Below are 19,280 nucleotides of genomic sequence, written 5' to 3'. Positions count from 1 at the left end.
CCCTGCCGGTGAGGGTGCGGCAGGTGTTCTGGCCGCCGGGCGCTGGCCCAGCAGCAATCGGCGGCCGCATGGGTCGCCGGACAAACCGTGGATTACCGCTAGACGGGTGTGCGCCGATAGCGCACTTGCGTCGTCGGCGCTCCGCCGATGAACTCCGTGCGGTGTGTTCCGTCGCACCGCCACCCGTCGTGTTCGTAGAACTTGCGGGCGCCGGCATTTCCCTTCAGGACCCAAAGTGCGGCGCTGGTGACTCCCACGCGCCGCAGCCGCTCCCGGGCCGCGGTGATGAGCAGCCGGCCAACCCCGGTACCCAGGTAGGTTGGGTCGACGTACAGGGCGATCAGCTCACCGAAATTTGTCAGGTCTTGATCCCGACACAGACCCGTCGTAGCCAGCCCGCAGATGGTCGAACCGTCGACTGCGACCAGGGTGGACGGCAGGTGAAGTCCCATCCGCCCGAAGGTGTATCTGCGGGCCCAAACGCGGGGTTCGAGGCTGTCGAGGTAGTCCTGAGGGAGTAGTCCGCGGTATGCCGACTGCCAGGATCGGACGTGGACCCTGGCCACCGCAATCGCGTCCGCTGGGACGGCCGCCCGCACCTCCGCCATCGTTGCAGTATCGACGCGATTCGGCCGTCCTGCCCATCCCGCCCGGCCCGATGTCGCGGCAGGAGATGCGTCATGCTCGTTGCGCGGCCCGACGTCGGGTGCTGTGCTTAGCAAATCGGATGGTCCGGCTCGATGTTCGGTCCGCGCCGGATCGGCGCTGTTGGTGATGTTTTCTTGGCAACCGGAGGGACGCAAGTGGCAGACAACGCATCTATCGGAGTCAGGGTCCGGGGCAAGGTCATCGTGATTACCGGTGGTGCGCGCGGAATCGGGTTAGCCACCGCCACTGCATTGCACAAGTTGGGTGCCAAGGTTGCCATCGGCGACATCGACGAGGCGAAAGTCAAGGAGTCCGGGGCCGATCTCGGTCTTGATGTGTACGGCAAACTCGATGTCACCGACCGGGATTCGTTTGCGGAGTTCCTCGACCAGGTCGAACGGCAATTGGGCCCGATCGACGTGCTGGTCAACAATGCGGGCATCATGCCGGTCGGCCGAATCGTCGACGAGCCGGACGCCGTCACCCGGCGCATTCTGGACATCAATGTCTACGGGGTCATACTGGGCAGCAAGCTGGCCGCGCAACGTATGGTGCCCCGCGGCCAAGGGCACGTCATCAACGTCGCCTCACTGGCCGGCGAGCTCTATGCCGTTGGTTTGGCCACCTATTGCGCCAGCAAGCACGCGGTAGTTGCGTTCACCGATTCGGCCAGGCTGGAATACCGCCCCGCCGGGGTCAAGTTTTCCATGGTGCTGCCGACATTCGTCAACACCGAGCTCACCGCGGGCACCGCCGGAGCCAAGGGATTCAGGAACGCGGAGCCGACTGATATCGCTGAGGCCATCGTCAAACTGGTGGCCCGTCCCAAGCCGCGGGTACGGGTCACGAGGGCGGCCGGCGCGATGGTGGTGTCGCAGAAGTTCATTCCTCGCTGGGTGGCCGAGGGCCTGAACCGGATGGTCGGGGGCGAGCATGTCTTCACCGATGGCATCGACGTCGAGCAGCGCCGTGCCTACGAGGCGCGAGCGCGTGGCGAAGAGTGAGCCGCGTGCGCGGCGGTGTTCATCCGAGGTGTGCACAATCGGCTAGGTGAGCGCAGAAAGCCAGACCACCACCGAAGCCTCGGTTCGCCACCCCCTTTCCGACGATGAACTGGCCCTCATCGATGCCTATTGGCGTGCCGCCAACTATCTTTCGGTCGGCCAGATCTACCTGCTGGATAACCCGCTGCTGACCGAGCCGCTGGCGCCGCAGCATGTCAAGCCCCGCTTGTTGGGGCACTGGGGCACTACGCCGGGACTGAACCTGCTTTACGCGCACCTGAACCGGGTAATCCGTGGCCGCGACGCCAACGTCATCTACGTCACCGGGCCCGGCCACGGCGGTCCCGGCTTGGTAGCCAACGCCTACCTCGAAGGCACCTACAGCGAGGTGTACACCAGCATTACCGAAGATGCCGCGGGATTGCGGCGGCTGTTTCGCCAGTTTTCTTTCCCCGGCGGCATTCCCAGCCATGTGGCGGCGCAGACTCCAGGTTCCATCCATGAAGGCGGCGAACTCGGATACGCGCTGGTGCACGCGTTCGGTGCCGCGTTTGACAACCCTGATCTGGTGGTTGCCTGTGTGATCGGCGATGGTGAGGCCGAGACGGGACCATTGGCGGCCAGCTGGCACTCGAACAAATTTCTTAACCCGGCCATCGACGGGGCGGTGCTGCCAATCCTGCATCTCAACGGATACAAGATCGCCAACCCGACGGTGCTGGCCCGCATCCCGCAGGTGGAGCTGGAATCGCTGCTACGCGGCTACGGCTATCGTCCGATCACGGTAACTGGGGACGATCCGGTCAGCGTGCACCAGCAATTGGCCGGTGCGCTGGATGATGCGTTCGATGACATCGCCGCGATTCAGCAGGGCGCCCGCAACGGCAAACGTGTTGACCGACCGGTGTGGCCAGTGATCGTGTTGCGCACGCCCAAGGGCTGGACCGGACCGAAGGTGGTCGACGACAAGAAGGTCGAGGGCACTTGGCGATCGCATCAGGTTCCGCTGGCCGACACCTACGTCAATGCCGAGCATCGCGGCCAGTTAGAGGCATGGTTGCGCGGCTACCGGCCCAACGAGCTTTTCGACGCCAACGGCACGCTGCGGGCCGAATTGCGGGCGCTGGCTCCCCACGGCAATCGGCGGATGAGCGCCAACCCGCACGCCAACGGCGGACTCTTGCTGCGCGACCTCGAATTGCCCGACTTCCGCGATTACGCGGTGCCGGTGCACTACCCCGCCACCGAAATCCATGAGGCCACTCGGGTACTCGGGACGTTTTTGCGGGACGTGATTCGGCACAACCCGGATCGGTTCCGGCTCATGGGTCCGGACGAAACTGCGTCGAACCGGCTCAGCGCGGTATTCGAAGTGACCGGTCGGACCTGGCTATCCGAGACCACGACCGACGACGACCACCTCAGCCCCGATGGCCGGGTGATGGAGGTGCTGTCCGAGCATCTATGCCAAGGCTGGCTGGAGGGGTACCTGCTGACCGGACGGCATGGCATGTTCGACTGCTACGAGGCGTTCGTGCACATCGTCGACTCGATGTTCAACCAGCACACAAAATGGCTGTCGACCAGCCGGGAACTGCCCTGGCGGCGGCCGATCGCCTCGCTGAATTACCTGCTGAGTTCCCATGTGTGGCGCCAGGATCACAATGGCGCATCCCATCAAGACCCTGGATTCGTCGACCTGGTGGCCAACAAGCGCCCTGAGGTGGTGCGGGTATATCTGCCTCCCGACGCCAACACGCTGCTTTCGGTTGCCGACCATTGCCTGCGCAGCCGCGACTATGTCAACGTCATCGTCGCCGGCAAGCAACCCGCACTGGCCTACCTGACCATGGACGAGGCGATCGCGCACTGCACCCGGGGACTTGGCATTTGGCAGTGGGCGGGCACGGCCAGTGGTCAGCCGGATGTGGTGCTGGCGTGCGCCGGAGACATCCCGACGCTGGAGACTCTGGCGGCCGCCGACATCCTGCGGCGTGAGCTGCCCCAGTTGGCGGTGCGAGTCGTCAACGTGGTCGATATCATGCGGCTGCAGCCGGAGTCGGAACACCCCCATGGCCTGCCGGATCGGGAGTTTGATGCGTTGTTCACCCGCGACAAACCGGTCATCTTCGCCTACCACGGCTATCCATGGTTGATTCACCGGCTGGCTTACCGTCGCGCCAACCACGCCCGCATGCATGTCCGCGGGTTTAAGGAGCGCGGCACCACCACGACACCGTTCGACATGGTGATGCTCAACGATTTGGATCGCTTCCATCTGGTCATGGATGTCATCGACCGGGTAGACGGGCTGGCCAGCCGGGCGGCGTTGCTACGCCAGCGGATGGCTGATGCCCGCCTCGCCGCGCGGCGCTACACGCGGGAGCACGGCGAGGACGACCCGCACATCGCGGAATGGACGTGGCAGTCGAGCGAACGCACGCCGTCAGGGCAACAAGGCGAACGACGCCCAACCGACTCTTCGGAAGGCAACGACACGCTCTAGCCTGTGCGGGTGGCGAATGTGGTGTCGGTCAATGTTGCTCGTGTCCAAGCAAACCCTGATCCGCGCGCGCAGTCGAAGCTGACGGGCATCGACAAAGTAGCGGCAACTGGAGAGGTCATGGTGCGTGCACCGGGCCCGATGTGCGCCGGTCTGGGCAGCGGACTGGTGGGCGACACGATCGGCAACCAGAGTGTGCATGGCGGTGATGACCAGGCCGTTTATGCCTATGCCCGAGAAGACTTAGACGCGTGGGAAGTTCAACTTCAACGCGCTCTTACCAACGGAATCTTCGGGGAGAACCTGACCACCCTGGGCGTCGACGTGACCGAGGCGCGGATCGGCGAACGGTGGAGCATCGGCACCGACGGACTGGTGCTGGAAGTCTCTGCGCCCCGGACGCCGTGTCGGACGTTTTCAGCGTTCTTGACGTTGGCCCATTGGATCAAGACCTTCACCGAAGCGGGTAAACCCGGTGCCTATCTACGGGTGATCTCACCGGGAACGGTGCGCGCGGGCGATACGGTCACCATCGACCATCGCCCCGACCACGACGTGACCATCGGGCTGGCATTTCGCGCCCGAATGTCGCAACCGGAGCTGCTCCCGCAACTGCTGGTGGCCGAAGCCCTGCCGGCCGACTTCAAAGCCGACGTGCGCCGCCGGCTAGCCCCGCGCGAGGGCTAGCGCAGCGTGATCCGGACCGGGGGACCAAACCCCGCGCGCTGCCCAACCGGCCGGCCGGTGGCGGTCGCCTTGCGGTAACCGGTGCTGCGCCTGGTTGGTGTGCGGCCGAGAGAGCGGCCCGGTTCCGCCGGCACGCCAGCGGCGCCGAGGAGCAAACCTTGGTGCCCGCTGGGTAGTCGCTGGCAGAACTGGCGAGGTCGAGGTGCGTGCCGCAGGTAGAATCCATCACCATGTGTGACCAAGCGGTTGGTATGGCCGCGCATCCGGACCCGCTGGCGGCGCAGCTGTCCGAACTCCCCCGGTTCCGGATCCATCTCGATGTCGCTGTGGTCGTGGCGATATTGGTGTTGACCAATGTGATCGCGCACTTCACCACCCCGTGGGCAAGCATCGCCACCGTCCCGGTGGCCGCGATCGGTCTGGTGTTGTTGGTGCGCAGTAGGGGTCTGGGCTGGGCGGAACTGGGTCTGGGGCGCGAACACTGGAAGTCCGGGCTGGTCTATGCGCTTGCGGCCGTCGCACTGGTAGTCGCGGTGATCTCGGTGGGTGTCCTGTTGCCGATGACCCGGCCGATGTTCATGAACCACCACTACGCCACGATCTCTGGCGCCGTGATCGCCTCGATGGTGATCATTCCGCTGCAAACCGTTATCCCCGAGGAGCTGGCTTTCCGCGGCGTGCTGCACGGGGCACTGAATCGGGCTTGGGGATTTCGGGGAGTCGCCTTGGCGGGTTCGTTGCTGTTTGGCCTGTGGCACGTCGCGACGTCATTAGGGTTGACAAGCAGCAACGTCGGCTTCACCCGGCTGTTCGGCGGCGGGATCTTCGGGATGATGGCGGGCGTCGCGCTGGCGGTGTTGGCCACGGGCGCCGCCGGGTTCGTCTTCAGCTGGCTGCGTCGGCGCAGTGGGAGCTTGATCGCACCGATCGCCCTGCATTGGTCGCTGAATGGGATGGGCGCCCTGGCCGCCGCCTTGGTCTGGCACCTGTCAACCTGAACCTAGTCGCGTCACGTCAGCAGCACCGCTGCGCCCGCGATGTGGCCGGCCCTGAGGTCGGCCAGCGCACGATCGGCCTGCCCGAGTGGGTATTCCGGGGTGGTGACCTCGATATGGTGTCGGCCCGCGAAATCGAGGAAGGCGCGCGCGTCGCCGCGGGTGTTGGAGGTGACCGACCGAATCTCGCGTTCCTGGAACAGATGACGCTGATAATTCAACACGGGAATGTCGGAGAGGTGGATGCCGGCGATCGCCAAGGTACCGCCACGATCCAGCGCCTCGCACGCCGGCAGCACCAAGTCTCCGACCGGGGCGAACAATATCGCGGCGTCCAGCGGCACCGGCGGCGGATCTGCGGCTCCCTGGGCCGAGGCGGCGCCGAGGTCGAGAGCCAGCTCGCGCGCTTCGGCCCCACGGGTCATCACATGCACCTCGGCGCCCTGGACCAGCGCGACCTGGGCGGTGATGTGGGCGCTGCCGCCGAAGCCGTATAGACCAAGCCGACCACCCGGCGGCAGTTCGGCACGCAGCAATGAGCGATATCCGATGATGCCGGCGCACAGTAGCGGCGCGAGTTCGCTGTCGCGGTAGCCACCGGGCAGGCGATGCGCAAAAGCCGCTGGAACCGTGGCGAATTCGGCATATCCGCCGTCGGCATCCCAACCGGTGTAGCGGGACTTCGGACACAGGTTTTCGGCGCCGTGCACGCAGTACTTGCACACCCCGCAGGTGTGACGCAGCCAGGCGATACCGACCCGGTCTCCGACGTCGAACTCGTCACCGGCGTCGGCGCCCACCTGGATGACCTCCCCCACCACCTCGTGTCCGGGTGTCACCCGCTCACGGTGCACGGGAAGGTCGCCTTCGGTGACGTGTAGGTCGGTACGGCAAACCCCGCAGGCGTGCACCGCAACTAGCAGCTCGGATGGCTCGGGTCGTGGCACCGCGGTGCGGACTTGCTCGAGCGGGCCGGTGCTGACCGGGCCGGGGTGACGTACCTGCCACGCGGTCATCGTCGGGGGTATCGCCGCTGCGGCCATCATTCCATCATGCCGCTAGCGCCGGCCGATCGCCCGATCTGCCACGGCCGCAACGGGTTCCGCCGGCTAGGACCTGCGCTGCACCATCCCGACCAGCCACAGCAGGATTACCGAGCCGAGGATCGCGCTGAACAAGGTGAACCACCAGCCGCCAGCTGCGGTGTCGACGAAGAAACTCAGCAAGAAACCGCCGATCAACGCGCCCACGACACCGATCACGATGTTCATCAGAATGCCAGAGCCAGCGCCCTTGACGATCTTTCCGGCAATCCAACCCGCAATTGCGCCAATGATGATGTAGCCAATCCAGCCCACGCTGGTCAGCGTGGTTGAGCGAGCTAGCAATTCGGTCGCTGCCATGACGTCCATCGGGATCTCCTTGTAATCACCGGCAAAGCCCAACTCCAAATGCTGGACCTTGATTTCGGTATACCCCCTCGATGTAACGATGGGAATGCAATTCTGCGGCGCAAAGCCAATCCCGGCGTGACTGCCGGGGACTGCTGAGCGGATCTGGGCGGCCGGTCAGGCCGGTTGTGTCCGCTGCGGAGCCGGAGTGGCCGTAGGCGTCACGCCCGCGGCCGGGGCCGGGGCCGGGGCCGGTGCGGGGGCAGGTTCCGGTGCGCCCGGCGCGGGAGCCGGCTGCCCGGGTGCGGGCGCCGGTGCCGGCGGTGGGTTCCAGGCTCGAATCGACTCCGCCAGGACCTTCGCCGCGCCCTTGTCCACCGGGTCGTTCGACGTTCCTAGCCACACCACAAACCAGCGCTGAGGAGGGCCGCCGTCGGGCGCACCGGTTGCCGGCGCACCGATTACCCCGGTCCAGATCTGGCCGTTCGGCTTGGCCGGATCACTGAACTTGACTTCGTAATAGGACGCGCTCCCGGACAATCCGTTGGCGTTGAGCGGAATGGTTTCCTGGTTGAGTCGGGTACCGGGATAGGGCATGAAGAATTCGCCCATGTCCGAGCCCAGGCGGACCGCGGCCTTGGGGTTGGTGGGTTCGGCGCTGGCGTAGAGCTTCTGGTCCAACCGGCCCAGCACGATGCGAGTGTCGTTGGCGACCGGTGGTGCCTGCCCGGGCAGTGGCGGCTCCCCAATTGTCTTGCTGAGCAGCGCGGACCCGTAGTCGAGGTGGGAGGCGTCGGACTCCACCCAGCCTGGGGGCAGGACAAAGCTAAATCCGCCGATGGCGTTGGTCACCCGGCCGGGCTCGGGCGCGTTGGGGTCAACCACCGGTGGTGGTGGCGCGTTGGGATCCGCCGGTGGCGGCGGCGGTGGCGCGTTGGGATCCGCCGGTGGTGGCGGCGCCGCGTTCGGATCGGCCGGCGGGGGTGCCGCGTTGGGGTCGGCCGGTTGGGGGTTGGGCGTGGCGGTGGTCGCCGGTGGCGGGGGCGCTGGCTCGGGGTCGGCGCTGGAGGTCGCCGGCAGGGCAATGGTGAAAACGCTGGCACTGCTCACTGTGGCGATCGCCAGCGTTGCCCACAGTCCTTGGCGGCGTCTCGTCTTGGGGTCCACCTGATGCATGGCGACGAACCTACCGTGTTATGGCCGTGAAGCAAGGATGGGCCGCCCAGTGTCTGCGCTGTTCCTAGCGAATTGGCCGAATATCGTCCTACCTGGGCTGCTGGTGGTGCTGGGCCGGGTGCAACGCCACTTCGTGAGCTTTGATGCTGAACCACACTTGCGCCCCGGGCGTCAGCCGCAACTCCGAGGCGGCCTCGATGGTGATGGTCGCGGCCAGGCCCGGCGCACCATCGGGTTGGTCCTGTCCGCGAACCAGCACCGTGCCTCCGCGGGTATGTAGCTCCGCGACCGTCACCTCGACGGCGTTGCGGGGGCTGCCATGCGGTTGGTTGAGATGCACCGCGACCGCGGTCGGCAGGAATACTGCCACCGCGTCCTGGCCCGGGCGGAATTGGCTGCCGAGATCCCTGCCGAGTTCGGAAGTCCCGTGCCAGTGAACGCCGGCCCGGGTGCGCAGCGCGCCGTCGGTGTCGATGGTCCCGCTGACCAGGTTGACTCCCGCGATGCGGGCACCGAAGTGACTGCGGGGTGCGGCGAGTACCTCGGTGACCGGACCGATTTCGGAAATCGTCCCGGACTCGAGGACCAATACCCGATCCGCCAGCGCGAACACATCGAGCAGGTCGTGCGTGACCACAACGGCGGCGTAGCCGCTGCCGGTCACCACGTCGCGCAGCAGCGTTCGGATGGCGGCGGCCGCGGCCACATCGAGCCCGGCAAGTGGCTCGTCGAGCAGCAATGCATTCGGCTCGGCGGCCAACGCTCGCGCAATCGCGACTCGCTGGGCCTGGCCGCCCGACAACTGTCGTGGCCTACGTCCAGCGAGCTGGCTGGCCTCCACCTTGCTCAGCCAGCCCAGGGCCGGCTTGATGCGCCGACCGCGACCGATCCCCAGCATTGGCAAGGCCCGGTGACGGCTCTGTGGGCCGAACGCCACGTTGTCGGCCACGTTCAGGTGCGGGAACAGCAACGGGTTCTGTAGGAGCAGACCGACGCGGCGATCATGGGTCGCGACGTTGATCCCGGCGGCGGTGTCCGTCAACACCCGGTCTCCCAGACGCACCACACCGCTGTCCGGTTGAACCAGGCCGGCGATGACATGGAGGACGGTGGATTTGCCCGCGCCGTTGGGGCCGAGTACGGCCAGCACCTCGCCTGTGGCCACCGAAAACTCGACGTCCACTCCGCGATCGCGGACCAACGCGCGAAGATGCAATGCGCTCACGTTCGACGGTCTCTTGCCCGCCTTGGTGATTCGGCGGGCACCCATGACCGACACCTTGAGTGGCGCCACCGTAGCGAGGACGACAACGGAGCCGCCGGCACTACATCGGGTAGCAGCCGCTGCCGGTGGCAGCGCCGCCCCCCGATCGGCCCTGGCTGGGCCGCACACCGGGCTGCCGCCACCCCCCTGCCATCGGTATCGCTGCGACACCGTCACGCACACCGTCGCGACCCATGGTTGACACCTTAAGGCAGGACTACCTGGCGTCAGCCCCGGTCAACCTGCGAGCGCCCAGACCCAATACCACCAGCGCCGCCACCGCGACGAGCACCAGTGACAGCGCCACCGCCGCATCCGGGTCGTTCACCCGCTGTAGGTAGATCTCCAGCGGCAGGGTGCGAGTCACCCCCTGCCGCGACCCGGCAAACGTCAGTGTTGCGCCGAACTCCCCGAGCGACCGAGCAAATGCCAACACCGCTCCAGACGCCATGCCCGGTAGCAGCAGCGGTATCGTGACTCGCCACCAGACGACGCTGGGCCGGGCACCTAGCGTCGCCGCCACCACCTCGTAGTCGGCCCCCACGGTGCGCGCCGCTCCCTCGAGGGAGATCACCAGGAAGGGCAACGAGACGAATGTCTGGGCCAACACCACTGCCGTCGTACTGAATGCGATGCTGACGCCGGCGGCCTGTAGGTACTGCCCAAGCAAGCCGAGCCGGCCGAACGCGTAGAGCAGCGCGATGCCGCCCACCACCGGCGGCAATACCAGCGGAAGCAGGATCAGCGGCCGCAGCAATCGCACCAAGCGTGCCCGGCTGCGGGCCAAAACCAAGGCCATCGGGACCCCCAGCAGCACGCACAGCAGCGTGCTGGCCGAGGCGGTCTTCAGGCTTAGAAGCAGCGCCGTCGTCGACGAGTTGCTGGTGATCAGCGACCAGAAATTGGGCCAGTCGACCTTGAGCGCAACGGCCAACAGCGGCAACACCACAAGGGCCATGCCGACGGTGGCAAACGCGAAGACCCAGCGGGGCGGATCTGCAGGCCGGCGCATGTCAGCTCATCAGGGCTGGGCAAACCCGGACTGGTCGAGGATCTTGCGTCCCGCCTCAGCGGTCACGATCGCCACGAACTGCTGGGCTAGCGCGGGATGGGATGCCTTCTTCAACACGGCGATGGGGTAGATATTCACCGCGCCGGCGGCCTCGGGAAACCGGACGGTGGTCACCTTGTCTCCGGCGTTCATCGCGTCGGTGACGTAGACCAACGCGGCATCGGCCTGTCCGGTGGTGACCTTGCTGAGCACGTCCGTCACGCTGAGTTCCTCACTGACCGGGCTGAGCTGGATGCCCGTAGCGACTTCGATCCGCCTGGTGGCCGACCCGCACGGCACCGGCTGCTGGCAGATGACCACGCTCAGGTCCGGCCTCGTGAGGTCGCCAACCGACCCGATCTGCTTCGGATTACCCGGGGCGGTGACGATGACCAGGGTGTTGGAGGCAAAGTTCGCGGGGTTCTGGGCCACCAAGCCAGCTTGGGAGACCCTGTCCATTTGCGCGATGTCGGCCGAGGCGAAGACATCCGCCGTCGCCCCCTGGGCCAGCTGAGTCGCCAGCTCCGAGGAACCCGCGAAATCCCACTCGACCCGCACGCCGGGATTGTCTGCCTGGAATCGTTCACCGATCTTGGTGAAGGCCGGCTTCAGCGACGCGGCCGCGAACACCGTGATCGAACGAGACTGTTGGGCCGACCGTGAATTGCACCCGACCAACGTCCAGACCAGCAGCGATCCCAAGCTGGCCAGCATTCCGATCCGACGCATTCGTCAAACCTAGCAGCGGGCCCGGTCGGCCAGCGGCGACCAGAAATCGGTTCCCCACGACGCCCGAATGGTTACTGAAATCGACTACGCGTCGTGACGGCGCGGAGTTTCGCCGAATAGCTACTGTCCAGTAACATGGACCTTGATTGACGCCATAACACGCTGAGATCCCAGGTGACAATCCTGCGGTGTGTGACCATCGGAACGATGCTTAGAACGCGCCGAGCGGACGCATAAGCGCTGGTGAGCTGCCAGGGTCTGGGTTCAACGTTGAACACGAGGAGGTCATGGCAGTGGAGGTGCTGGTCACTGGTGGGGATACCGATCTGGGGCGTACGGTAGCCGAGGGTTTTCGCGACGACGGTCATAAGGTGACCCTCGTGGGGGCCCGCCGTGACGACCTCGAGGTTGTCGCCAAGGAACTCGACGTCGACGCCATTGTCTGCGACACCGTCAACCCCGCCAGCCTCACCGAGGTTCGCGGCTTGTTCCCGCATCACCTGGACACCATCGTCAATGTGCCGGCGCCGTCCTGGGACGCCGGTGATCCACGCACCTACTCGTTGTCGGACACCGCCACCGCCTGGCGCCACGCGCTGGACGCGACCGTGCTCTCAGCGGCGCTGACCGTGCAATGCGTCGGCGATCATCTGCGCTCCGGCGGTTCGATCATCAGCATTGTGGCGGAAAACCCGCCGGCCGGCAGCGTCGACGCTGCCATCAAAGCCGCCCTCGCGAATTGGGTCGGGGGGCAGGCCGAGACGTACGGCACCCGCGGCATCACCGTCAACGCCGTTGCCTGCGGGCGCAGCGTGACCGCCGGCTACGACGGCTTGTCTCGCACCCCGGCACCCATGGCGGCAGAGATTGCCCGGCTGGCACTGTTTCTCACCACCCCCGCCGCTCGTCACATCACCGGCCAGACATTGCACGTGAGCCACGGTGCTCTGGCTCGGTTCTCCTGAACCTGGCTGAAATCTTTACTCCTGTGGACCGGTCGCTACGGTAGATACCGTGGCTATCAGGCTTGGTTTTCAGATTCCTAACTTCTCCTACGGCACGGGTGTGGAGAAGCTCTTTCCGTCGGTGGTTGCGCAGGCGCGCGAGGCCGAGGCCGCCGGCTATGACTCGCTTTTCCTGATGGACCACTTCTACCAACTGCCCATGTTGGGCACGCCGGACCAGCCGATGCTGGAGGCCTACACCGCCCTGGGCGCGCTGGCCACCGCGACGGAGAAGCTGCAACTGGGCACCTTGGTGACCGGCAATACCTACCGCAACCCGAGCCTGCTGGGCAAGGTCATCACGACGTTGGACGTGGTCAGCGCGGGGAGAGCGATTCTCGGTATCGGCGCTGGTTGGTACGAACTCGAACACCGTCAGCTCGGGTTCGAATTCGGTACCTTCACCGACCGGTTCCACCGGCTTGAGGAGGCCCTACAGATCCTTGACCCGATGGTGAAAGGTGAGCGGCCCACCTTCTCCGGGAATTGGTACACCACCGAATCCGCGATGGCTGAGCCCCGCTACCGGGACCGAATCCCCATCATGATCGGCGGCGGCGGCGAAAAGAAGACCTTCGGCATCGCGGCCCGGTGGGCCGACCATCTCAACATCGTCGCAGCGCTGGATGAACTACCCCGAAAAATGGACGCCGTCGCTGCCCGCTGTGAAGAGGCCGAGCGCGATCCGTCGACACTGGAAACCAGCCTGATGTTGACGGTGGTGATCAGCGAGGACGTCAAGCCGGATCAGATTCCCGCCGAGACCAGTAGTCGCATGGTCATGGGTAGCCCCGAACAGATCGCTGAGCAGGTGCAAACCAAAGTGCTCGACGCCGGCGTGGATGGCGTCATCATCAACCTGGCTGCGCACGGCTACACCCCTGGTGTCATCACGACGGCCGCCGAGGCGCTGCGCCCCCTGCTTGGTCAGTAAATCCGGCGTGGGTGGCCCGCTCGTTGTGGGTGTGGCTGATTACACACGCTCGCGCCTGGGTATCTGGGCGGCGGCTTGACTACCCTGAAGAGCGCCAGTAGCTAACTATAGTCGCCCGTCGATGAGCCCCCTCAGGAGCAACGAAACATGAGTCCCCAGCAGGAAACCACAGGTGAGGCGCGTCGAAGGCATCGAGTTGTCATCATCGGTTCCGGGTTCGGCGGACTCAATGCGGCAAAGAAGCTCAAACGGGCCGACGTCGACATCAAGCTGATCGCTCGAACCACCCATCACCTGTTCCAGCCGTTGCTCTACCAAGTGGCCACCGGGATCATCTCGGAAGGCGAAATCGCACCGCCAACCCGCGTGGTGCTGCGCAAACAGCGCAACGTGCAGGTGTTGCTGGGCAATGTCACCCACATCGACCTGGCCAACCGGCGCGTCGTTTCGGAGTTGCTGGGGCATACCTACGAAACCGCCTACGACAGCCTTATCGTTGCCGCCGGGGCCGGCCAGTCCTACTTCGGCAACGACCATTTCGCGGAGTTCGCCCCGGGCATGAAGTCGATCGACGATGCGCTGGAGTTGCGTGGGCGGATTCTCAGCGCATTCGAGCAGGCAGAGCGATCGAGCGATCCTGAACGACGGGCCAAACTGCTGACATTCACCGTCGTTGGGGCGGGTCCCACCGGCGTTGAAATGGCCGGACAGATCGCGGAACTCGCCGAACATACGTTGAAAGGTGCTTTCCGGCATATCGACTCGACCAGGGCGCGGGTGATCTTGCTCGATGCAGCCCCTGCGGTGCTTCCGCCCTTCGGCGAAAAGCTGGGCGAGCGGGCGGCGGCACGGTTGGAAAAGCTCGGGGTGGAGATCCAGTTGGGTGCGATGGTCACCGACGTGGACCGCAACGGCATCACTGTCAAGGACTCCGACGGGACCATTCGGCGCATCGAGTCGGCCTGCAAGGTGTGGTCCGCCGGTGTGCAGGCCAGCCGGCTTGGCCGGGACCTCGCCGAGCAGTCCGCCGTTGAGCTCGACCGGGCCGGCCGGGTTCAGGTGCTGCCCGACTTGTCGGTCCCCGGGCATCCCAACGTGTTCGTCGTCGGTGACATGGCCGCGGTTGAGGGTGTGCCGGGTGTGGCGCAGGGGGCCATTCAGGGCGCAAAGTACGTCGCCAGCACGATCAAGGCCGAACTCGACGGCGCCAACCCCGCAGAACGTGAGCCGTTCGAATACTTCGACAAGGGCTCCATGGCGACGGTCTCGCGGTTCTCTGCGGTAGCGAAGATCGGTCCGCTGGAGTTCAGTGGCTTTATCGCGTGGCTGATCTGGCTGGTGCTGCACCTGGTCTACCTGATCGGGTTCAAGACCAAGATCACCACGCTGCTGTCATGGACGGTGACCTTCCTAAGCACCCGGCGTGGTCAACTGACCATCACCGAGCAGCAGGCCTTCGCCAGAACACGTATCGAACAGCTAGCCGAGCTGGCCGCCGAGGCGCACGGTTCAGCGGCGGTGAAAGCCAGCTAGAGCAAGTTCGGTTGCCACGGCGCCAGGGACGAACCGGTCAACAGATCGGATTGCCAGGTGCTCAGCGTTCCGCCGCCGGCCAACGTCAGCACCGTTGTGCCACATTCCAGCTCGGCGTTGAATGGAGTTGCGGGATAACGCAGCTCGTTGACGGTGGCGCGCGGCGCCGAGATCACGTCGTCGGCCAAGGATCCGGCGCCAAGTTCGACTCGGTGTCGCAATAGCGGGCGGCCGTGCCGGTCCGCACACAGCGATCCTGACCAGAATCCCTCGCGCTCACCGCATCTGCCGATCTGGACGCGTTCACGGAAACGGACCTCAGCGTTGTCGTGCAGCCGCAGGACAACGGCTGACACGTGCCGGGCAGCGGCGGCGACGACCGTGGGCTCGAGGTCCACATCGAGGGTGCCCGTAACGTCGATTTCCCAGTTGGCGTGCGACATCACTGTGTCGGCGCCGGGCAGAGCTACGGCTGCGGCCGCGCTGCGCAGCCGCAACCGTGAGCCCTCCTCAACAATCATTCGGATATCCAAAGTGTCCCCGCCCAGCGGGTTTGCCGCCGCCGACACTAGATAGACCGTGTCGGGCGCGGTGCAACGGGCGGCGACACCGCCCCGACACTCAATGCGGGGCAGCCGTCTCCGCGATGACACCAGCAGGATCTCGGAGTGCACTGCAACGGACTAGCTGTGGGCGGCCAGTTGTGTGCGGACCCAGTCGAGTACCTTGGTGGCGGCCGGGTCCTCGGTGAGCGATTGCAACACGGTGGGTCGTCCGTCGCGCACTGCCTCGGCGTCGCGGGCCATCACCTGCAGGTCGGCGCCGACCAACGGGGCCAGGTCGGTCTTGTTGACCACCAGCAAATCGGAGAAGGTCACGCCGGGCCCGCCCTTGCGCGGCACCTTGTCGCCGCCGGCCACGTCGATCACGAAGATCTGCACGTCTACCAGGCCAGACGAGAACGTTGCGGTGAGGTTGTCGCCACCGGACTCGACCAAAATTAAATCCAGCGATGCGTGCGCGGCGATCAAATCGTCGATCGCGTCCAGGTTCGCGGTGATATCGTCGCGGATCGCTGTGTGCGGGCAGCCGCCGGTCTGCACGGCGGTGATCCGATCGTCTGGCAGCACGGCATGCTTACGTAAGAAATCTGCGTCCTCGGTGGTGTAGATGTCGTTTGTCAGCACCGCCAAGGAAAGCTCGCTTCGCAGTTGCCGGCAAACCGCCGCGACCAATGCTGTTTTCCCGGAGCCCACTGGGCCGCCAACCCCGATTCGCAGCGGCTCGCCTGGCCGTCGGACCCGGCGCGGACGATCGGCGTGGGTGTGCGGGTGACTGTGCGAGTGGGAGTGGCTTTCGGACCGGTTTAGTGTTGACACGAGATACCTTTCAGGAGGCGAACAATGGCCGTTCGCGTGCGGCGTGGCGCTGCGCGAGCGTGTCGAGCAAAGGGTCGGATAGGTCGGCCAGGCCAGCATTGGCCTGGACAGCGGTCGATTCGCACAGCTCGGATAGCCGGAAGGTCAGGACCGCGACGTCGGCGGGATCTAGCGCCAACAGTCGCTGGGCGGCGGTAGCTGAGCTGGTCATTGTCGTGTAGACGATGTGTAGTGCACTGTGCTCAGGCTTGAGCGCAGTGATCGCGCCGATGCGGCCAGCGACCACCGCCAGATGCGGTCGCGGGCCAAGAATGTCCCAACCCGCGTCGGGCCACACCGCGCGGGCAAGCCGAGCCAGCCCGCGTCCCTGGGCGCGCGAGGTGTCTCGGGCCGCGGGGGCCGGTGTGCGTGCATCGGTTTCAAGATCGGCGTCTTCGATAGACAGGTCATTCCGGTGCACCGCCGCCGCGATCGACCCCATCACCAAGCCCTGGCTGCGGATTCGTCGGCGCAGAAACGCTTCCAGGGTGCCCAGATTGGCCACCATACCGCCGGTGACCGCCTCTTCGACGCCGCCGGAGTGCACGTGCGCGCCAGTGGGCAGCCGCGAATCGGCCAGCGTGAGAAGCATGGCGAGCTGGGTCATTAGAACAGGAAATAACGTTGTGCCATTGGAAGTTCGGCGGCCGGCTGCTCGTGCCATACCTCACCGTCGATACGTACGGTGAAGGTATCAGGCTCGACCTGGATGATCGGCAGCGCGTCATTGAGCGGCAAGTCGGCCTTGCCGATCGCCCGGACATTAGCCACCGGAACCAGTGTCCGGTTGACCGCTAGCCGATCGGCGAGGCCCGCATCGATCGATTGTGGTGCGACGAAGTGTACCGAGGTGGCCGCGGCCGTGGACGGCGCGGCGCCGAACATCGGTCGGGCAAAGACGGGTTGGGGTGTCGGTATCGATGCGTTCGCATCACCCATCGCCGCAAAGGCGATCGCACCGCCCTTGAGCACGGCGTGTGGCCGTACTCCGAAAAACGCTGGCTCCCAGATGACCAAGTCCGCCAGCTTGCCCACCTCCACCGATCCGACTTCCTGGTCGAGCCCATGTGCAACCGCCGGACAGATGGTGTACTTGGCAACGTAGCGCCGCACTCGGTTGTTGTCAGCAGAACCGTCGCCGGGCAGCGGCCCGCGGCGGGCCTTCATCACATGCGCGGTCTGCCACGTGCGCATCACGACTTCGCCGACTCGGCCCATGGCCTGCGAGTCGCTGCCGATCATCGAGATCGCGCCCATGTCGTGCAGCAGGTCTTCGGCCGCCATGGTGGATGGGCGGATCCGACTCTCGGCAAAAGCCAAGTCTTCCGGGATCCGCGGGTTGAGATGGTGGCACACCATCAGCATGTCGAGGTGCTCATCGAGAGTGTTGATGGTGTGTGGGCGGGTCGGATTGGTGGAACTGGGCAGCACATTCGGGTGTGCCGCGACCGTGATGATGTCCGGTGCGTGGCCGCCGCCCGCACCCTCGGTGTGGTAGGTGTGGATGGAGCGTCCGGCGATTGCGCCAAGGGTGTTTTCGACAAAACCCATCTCGTTGAGCGTGTCGGTGTGCAGCGCTACCTGAATGCCGGCGGCCTCGGCGACTGTCACGCAGGCATGGATTGCTGCGGGCGTGGAACCCCAATCTTCGTGCAACTTGAAGCCCGCTGCGCCGCAGCGTAATTGTTCCCACAGCGCCTCGGGGTTCACGGTGTTGCCCTTGCCCAGGAGGGCGAAGTTGACCGGCCAGCTGTCCAGCGATTCCAGCATTCGGGCCAAGTGCCATCCGCCGGGGGTGACGGTGGTGGCTTTGGTTCCCTCGGCAGGTCCGGTGCCGCCGCCGATAATCGTGGTGGTGCCCGCCCCCAGGGCCTCGGGCATGAGTTGCGGGCAGATCAGGTGTACGTGGCAATCGATGGCGCCCGCGGTGACGATTCGTCCATTGCCCCCGATGATCTCGGTAGCAGGCCCGACCACCAGGTCGGGGTGGATACCGGCCATGACGTCGGGGTTGCCGGCCTTACCGATGGCGACGATGCGACCATCCCGGATTCCGATATCGGCTTTGACGATTCCCCAATAGTCGATGATGACCGCCCCGGTGATCACCGTGTCGGGCGCACCCTCGGCTCGGGTGGCTCGGCCCTGACCCATCGACTCACGCAATACCTTGCCGCCACCGAATACCGCCTCATCACCGGCCAGTCCCGGTCCCCCACAGCGATCTTCGGTAACTTCCACCAACAGATTGGTGTCCGCTAACCGGATACGGTCGCCGGTGGTGGGGCCATATAACTGCGCATAGCGCTCCCTCGACAGCGCCGTCATCAAATATCCAGCTCTCCGGGCGGATCCAAGGTCAACCCGTGTACCTCGCGACGTCCGCTCAGCGGAACCAACGAGACCAGCTGCGGCACACCCGGTTCGAAGCGGACCGCGGTGGCCGCCGCAATGTCCAGGCGATAGCCGTGCGCGGCAGTACGATCGAACGACAGCGCCGGATTAGCCTGGGAAAAGTGCACGTGACTGCCCACCTGCACCGGACGGTCGCCGGTGTTGACGACCTGGACTTCGAGACGCTGTGCACCCGCGTTGATGTCGATATCCCCACTGCCGTAGAGGATCTCGCCGGGGATCATTGGATCGGGAGATGGACCGTGACCAACTTGGTTCCGTCCGGGAACGTCGCTTCCACTTGCACATCGTCGAGCATCTCCGGGACCCCCTCCATGACGTCATCGCGAGCCAGCACCTCGCACCCGCTGGCCATTAGCTCTGCCACGGTACGGCCATCGCGTGCGCCCTCCAGGACGTGGTCGGAGATCAGCGCAACCGCTTCCGGGTAGTTCAGCCGTAAGCCGCGGGCCCGCCGGCGGCGGGCCAGCTCAGCGGCGTAAGACACGAGCAGGCGTTCCTGCTCGTGCGGCGATAGACGCATGAGGG

20 protein-coding genes are annotated in these 19,280 nt (G+C 65.5%); 7 read left to right on the top strand and 13 right to left on the bottom strand.

The features are described from left to right. Positions 1-98: 98 nt before the first annotated feature. On the bottom strand, positions 99-608 hold the full coding sequence (locus MB901379_RS12230) for a GNAT family N-acetyltransferase (protein ID WP_158016939.1): 510 nt from the start codon (positions 606-608) through the stop codon (positions 99-101). Positions 609-803: 195 nt separating this feature from the next. On the opposite strand from MB901379_RS12230, the gene MB901379_RS12225 reads away from it, so the two are divergent. From MB901379_RS12225 to MB901379_RS12210, 4 genes are all read left to right on the top strand, one after another. Beyond that, the gene (locus tag MB901379_RS12225) at positions 804-1,652 is read left to right on the top strand and encodes an SDR family oxidoreductase (RefSeq protein WP_232021818.1); all 849 of its coding nucleotides are present in this window, start codon (positions 804-806) and stop codon (positions 1,650-1,652) included. 46 nt (positions 1,653-1,698) lie between these two features. Continuing rightward, entirely contained in the window at positions 1,699-4,158 is a 2,460-nt protein-coding gene (locus MB901379_RS12220; RefSeq protein WP_158016937.1) for a phosphoketolase family protein, read from the top strand. Between the two features lie 18 nt (positions 4,159-4,176). After that, the gene (locus tag MB901379_RS12215; protein ID WP_158019126.1) at positions 4,177-4,842 is read left to right on the top strand and encodes an MOSC domain-containing protein; all 666 of its coding nucleotides are present in this window, start codon (positions 4,177-4,179) and stop codon (positions 4,840-4,842) included. A gap of 251 nt (positions 4,843-5,093) precedes the next feature. Further along, the gene (locus MB901379_RS12210) at positions 5,094-5,840 is read left to right on the top strand and encodes a CPBP family intramembrane glutamic endopeptidase (protein ID WP_197717895.1); all 747 of its coding nucleotides are present in this window, start codon (positions 5,094-5,096) and stop codon (positions 5,838-5,840) included. A gap of 11 nt (positions 5,841-5,851) precedes the next feature. On the opposite strand, the gene MB901379_RS12205 is transcribed toward MB901379_RS12210, so the two are convergent. The 6 genes from MB901379_RS12205 to modA all read right to left on the bottom strand — a co-directional run bounded on the left by MB901379_RS12205 (position 5,852) and on the right by modA (position 11,448). Further along, positions 5,852-6,880, bottom strand: a complete 1,029-nt coding sequence (locus tag MB901379_RS12205) for a zinc-binding alcohol dehydrogenase family protein (RefSeq protein ID WP_158019125.1) — start codon at positions 6,878-6,880, stop codon at positions 5,852-5,854. A 66-nt stretch (positions 6,881-6,946) separates the two neighbouring features. Further along, positions 6,947-7,249 carry a GlsB/YeaQ/YmgE family stress response membrane protein gene (locus MB901379_RS12200; RefSeq protein WP_158016935.1) on the bottom strand — a complete coding sequence of 101 codons (303 nt, stop codon included), beginning with the start codon at positions 7,247-7,249 and terminating at the stop codon, positions 6,947-6,949. Positions 7,250-7,405: 156 nt separating this feature from the next. Next, complete coding sequence (locus MB901379_RS12195) at positions 7,406-8,404, bottom strand: alanine and proline-rich secreted protein Apa (RefSeq protein WP_158016934.1); 999 nt, start codon at positions 8,402-8,404, stop codon at positions 7,406-7,408. Between the two features lie 88 nt (positions 8,405-8,492). Next, a complete protein-coding gene (locus MB901379_RS12190; protein WP_158019124.1) occupies positions 8,493-9,629 on the bottom strand; it encodes a sulfate/molybdate ABC transporter ATP-binding protein in 1,137 nt (378 codons plus the stop codon). A 256-nt stretch (positions 9,630-9,885) separates the two neighbouring features. Beyond that, positions 9,886-10,680 (bottom strand): ABC transporter permease, encoded by a 795-nt coding sequence (locus tag MB901379_RS12185; RefSeq protein WP_158016933.1) that lies wholly within the window; start codon positions 10,678-10,680, stop codon positions 9,886-9,888. Between the two features lie 9 nt (positions 10,681-10,689). Beyond that, on the bottom strand, positions 10,690-11,448 hold the full coding sequence (gene modA, locus MB901379_RS12180) for a molybdate ABC transporter substrate-binding protein (RefSeq protein WP_158016932.1): 759 nt from the start codon (positions 11,446-11,448) through the stop codon (positions 10,690-10,692). 287 nt (positions 11,449-11,735) lie between these two features. Between modA and MB901379_RS12175 the strand changes: the two genes are divergently transcribed. The 3 genes from MB901379_RS12175 (at position 11,736) to MB901379_RS12165 (ending at position 14,919) form a co-directional block, all read left to right on the top strand. Further along, positions 11,736-12,413, top strand: a complete 678-nt coding sequence (locus tag MB901379_RS12175) for an SDR family oxidoreductase (RefSeq protein ID WP_158016931.1) — start codon at positions 11,736-11,738, stop codon at positions 12,411-12,413. Between the two features lie 49 nt (positions 12,414-12,462). Then, complete coding sequence (locus tag MB901379_RS12170; RefSeq protein ID WP_158016930.1) at positions 12,463-13,386, top strand: LLM class F420-dependent oxidoreductase; 924 nt, start codon at positions 12,463-12,465, stop codon at positions 13,384-13,386. Positions 13,387-13,533: 147 nt separating this feature from the next. Further along, positions 13,534-14,919 (top strand): NAD(P)/FAD-dependent oxidoreductase, encoded by a 1,386-nt coding sequence (locus MB901379_RS12165; protein ID WP_158016929.1) that lies wholly within the window; start codon positions 13,534-13,536, stop codon positions 14,917-14,919. Here MB901379_RS12165 and MB901379_RS12160 read toward each other — a convergent pair. From MB901379_RS12160 to MB901379_RS12135, 6 genes are read right to left on the bottom strand one after another with little or no spacing between them, the layout of a single operon-like run. Further along, positions 14,916-15,593, bottom strand: a complete 678-nt coding sequence (locus MB901379_RS12160) for an urease accessory protein UreD (RefSeq protein WP_197717796.1) — start codon at positions 15,591-15,593, stop codon at positions 14,916-14,918. The genes MB901379_RS12165 and MB901379_RS12160 overlap by 4 nt on opposite strands. Positions 15,594-15,602: 9 nt before the next feature. Beyond that, a complete protein-coding gene (gene ureG, locus MB901379_RS12155; RefSeq protein ID WP_158016928.1) occupies positions 15,603-16,298 on the bottom strand; it encodes an urease accessory protein UreG in 696 nt (231 codons plus the stop codon). Between the two features lie 10 nt (positions 16,299-16,308). Beyond that, on the bottom strand, positions 16,309-16,944 hold the full coding sequence (locus tag MB901379_RS12150; RefSeq protein ID WP_158016927.1) for an urease accessory protein UreF: 636 nt from the start codon (positions 16,942-16,944) through the stop codon (positions 16,309-16,311). Continuing rightward, positions 16,944-18,665 carry an urease subunit alpha gene (locus MB901379_RS12145; RefSeq protein WP_158016926.1) on the bottom strand — a complete coding sequence of 574 codons (1,722 nt, stop codon included), beginning with the start codon at positions 18,663-18,665 and terminating at the stop codon, positions 16,944-16,946. The genes MB901379_RS12150 and MB901379_RS12145 overlap by 1 nt, the downstream gene beginning before the upstream one ends. Continuing rightward, entirely contained in the window at positions 18,665-18,976 is a 312-nt protein-coding gene (locus MB901379_RS12140) for an urease subunit beta (protein ID WP_158016925.1), read from the bottom strand. Before MB901379_RS12140 ends, MB901379_RS12145 begins: the two co-directional genes overlap by 1 nt. Next, on the bottom strand, positions 18,973-19,275 hold the full coding sequence (locus MB901379_RS12135) for an urease subunit gamma (RefSeq protein ID WP_158016924.1): 303 nt from the start codon (positions 19,273-19,275) through the stop codon (positions 18,973-18,975). Before MB901379_RS12135 ends, MB901379_RS12140 begins: the two co-directional genes overlap by 4 nt. Positions 19,276-19,280: the final 5 nt, after the last annotated feature.

Source organism: Mycobacterium basiliense (assembly GCF_900292015.1).
In the GTDB taxonomy this organism is placed as follows: domain Bacteria; phylum Actinomycetota; class Actinomycetes; order Mycobacteriales; family Mycobacteriaceae; genus Mycobacterium; species Mycobacterium basiliense.
Note: the sequence above shows the minus strand (reverse complement) of the source record. Positions and strands in the feature narration are given on the sequence as shown.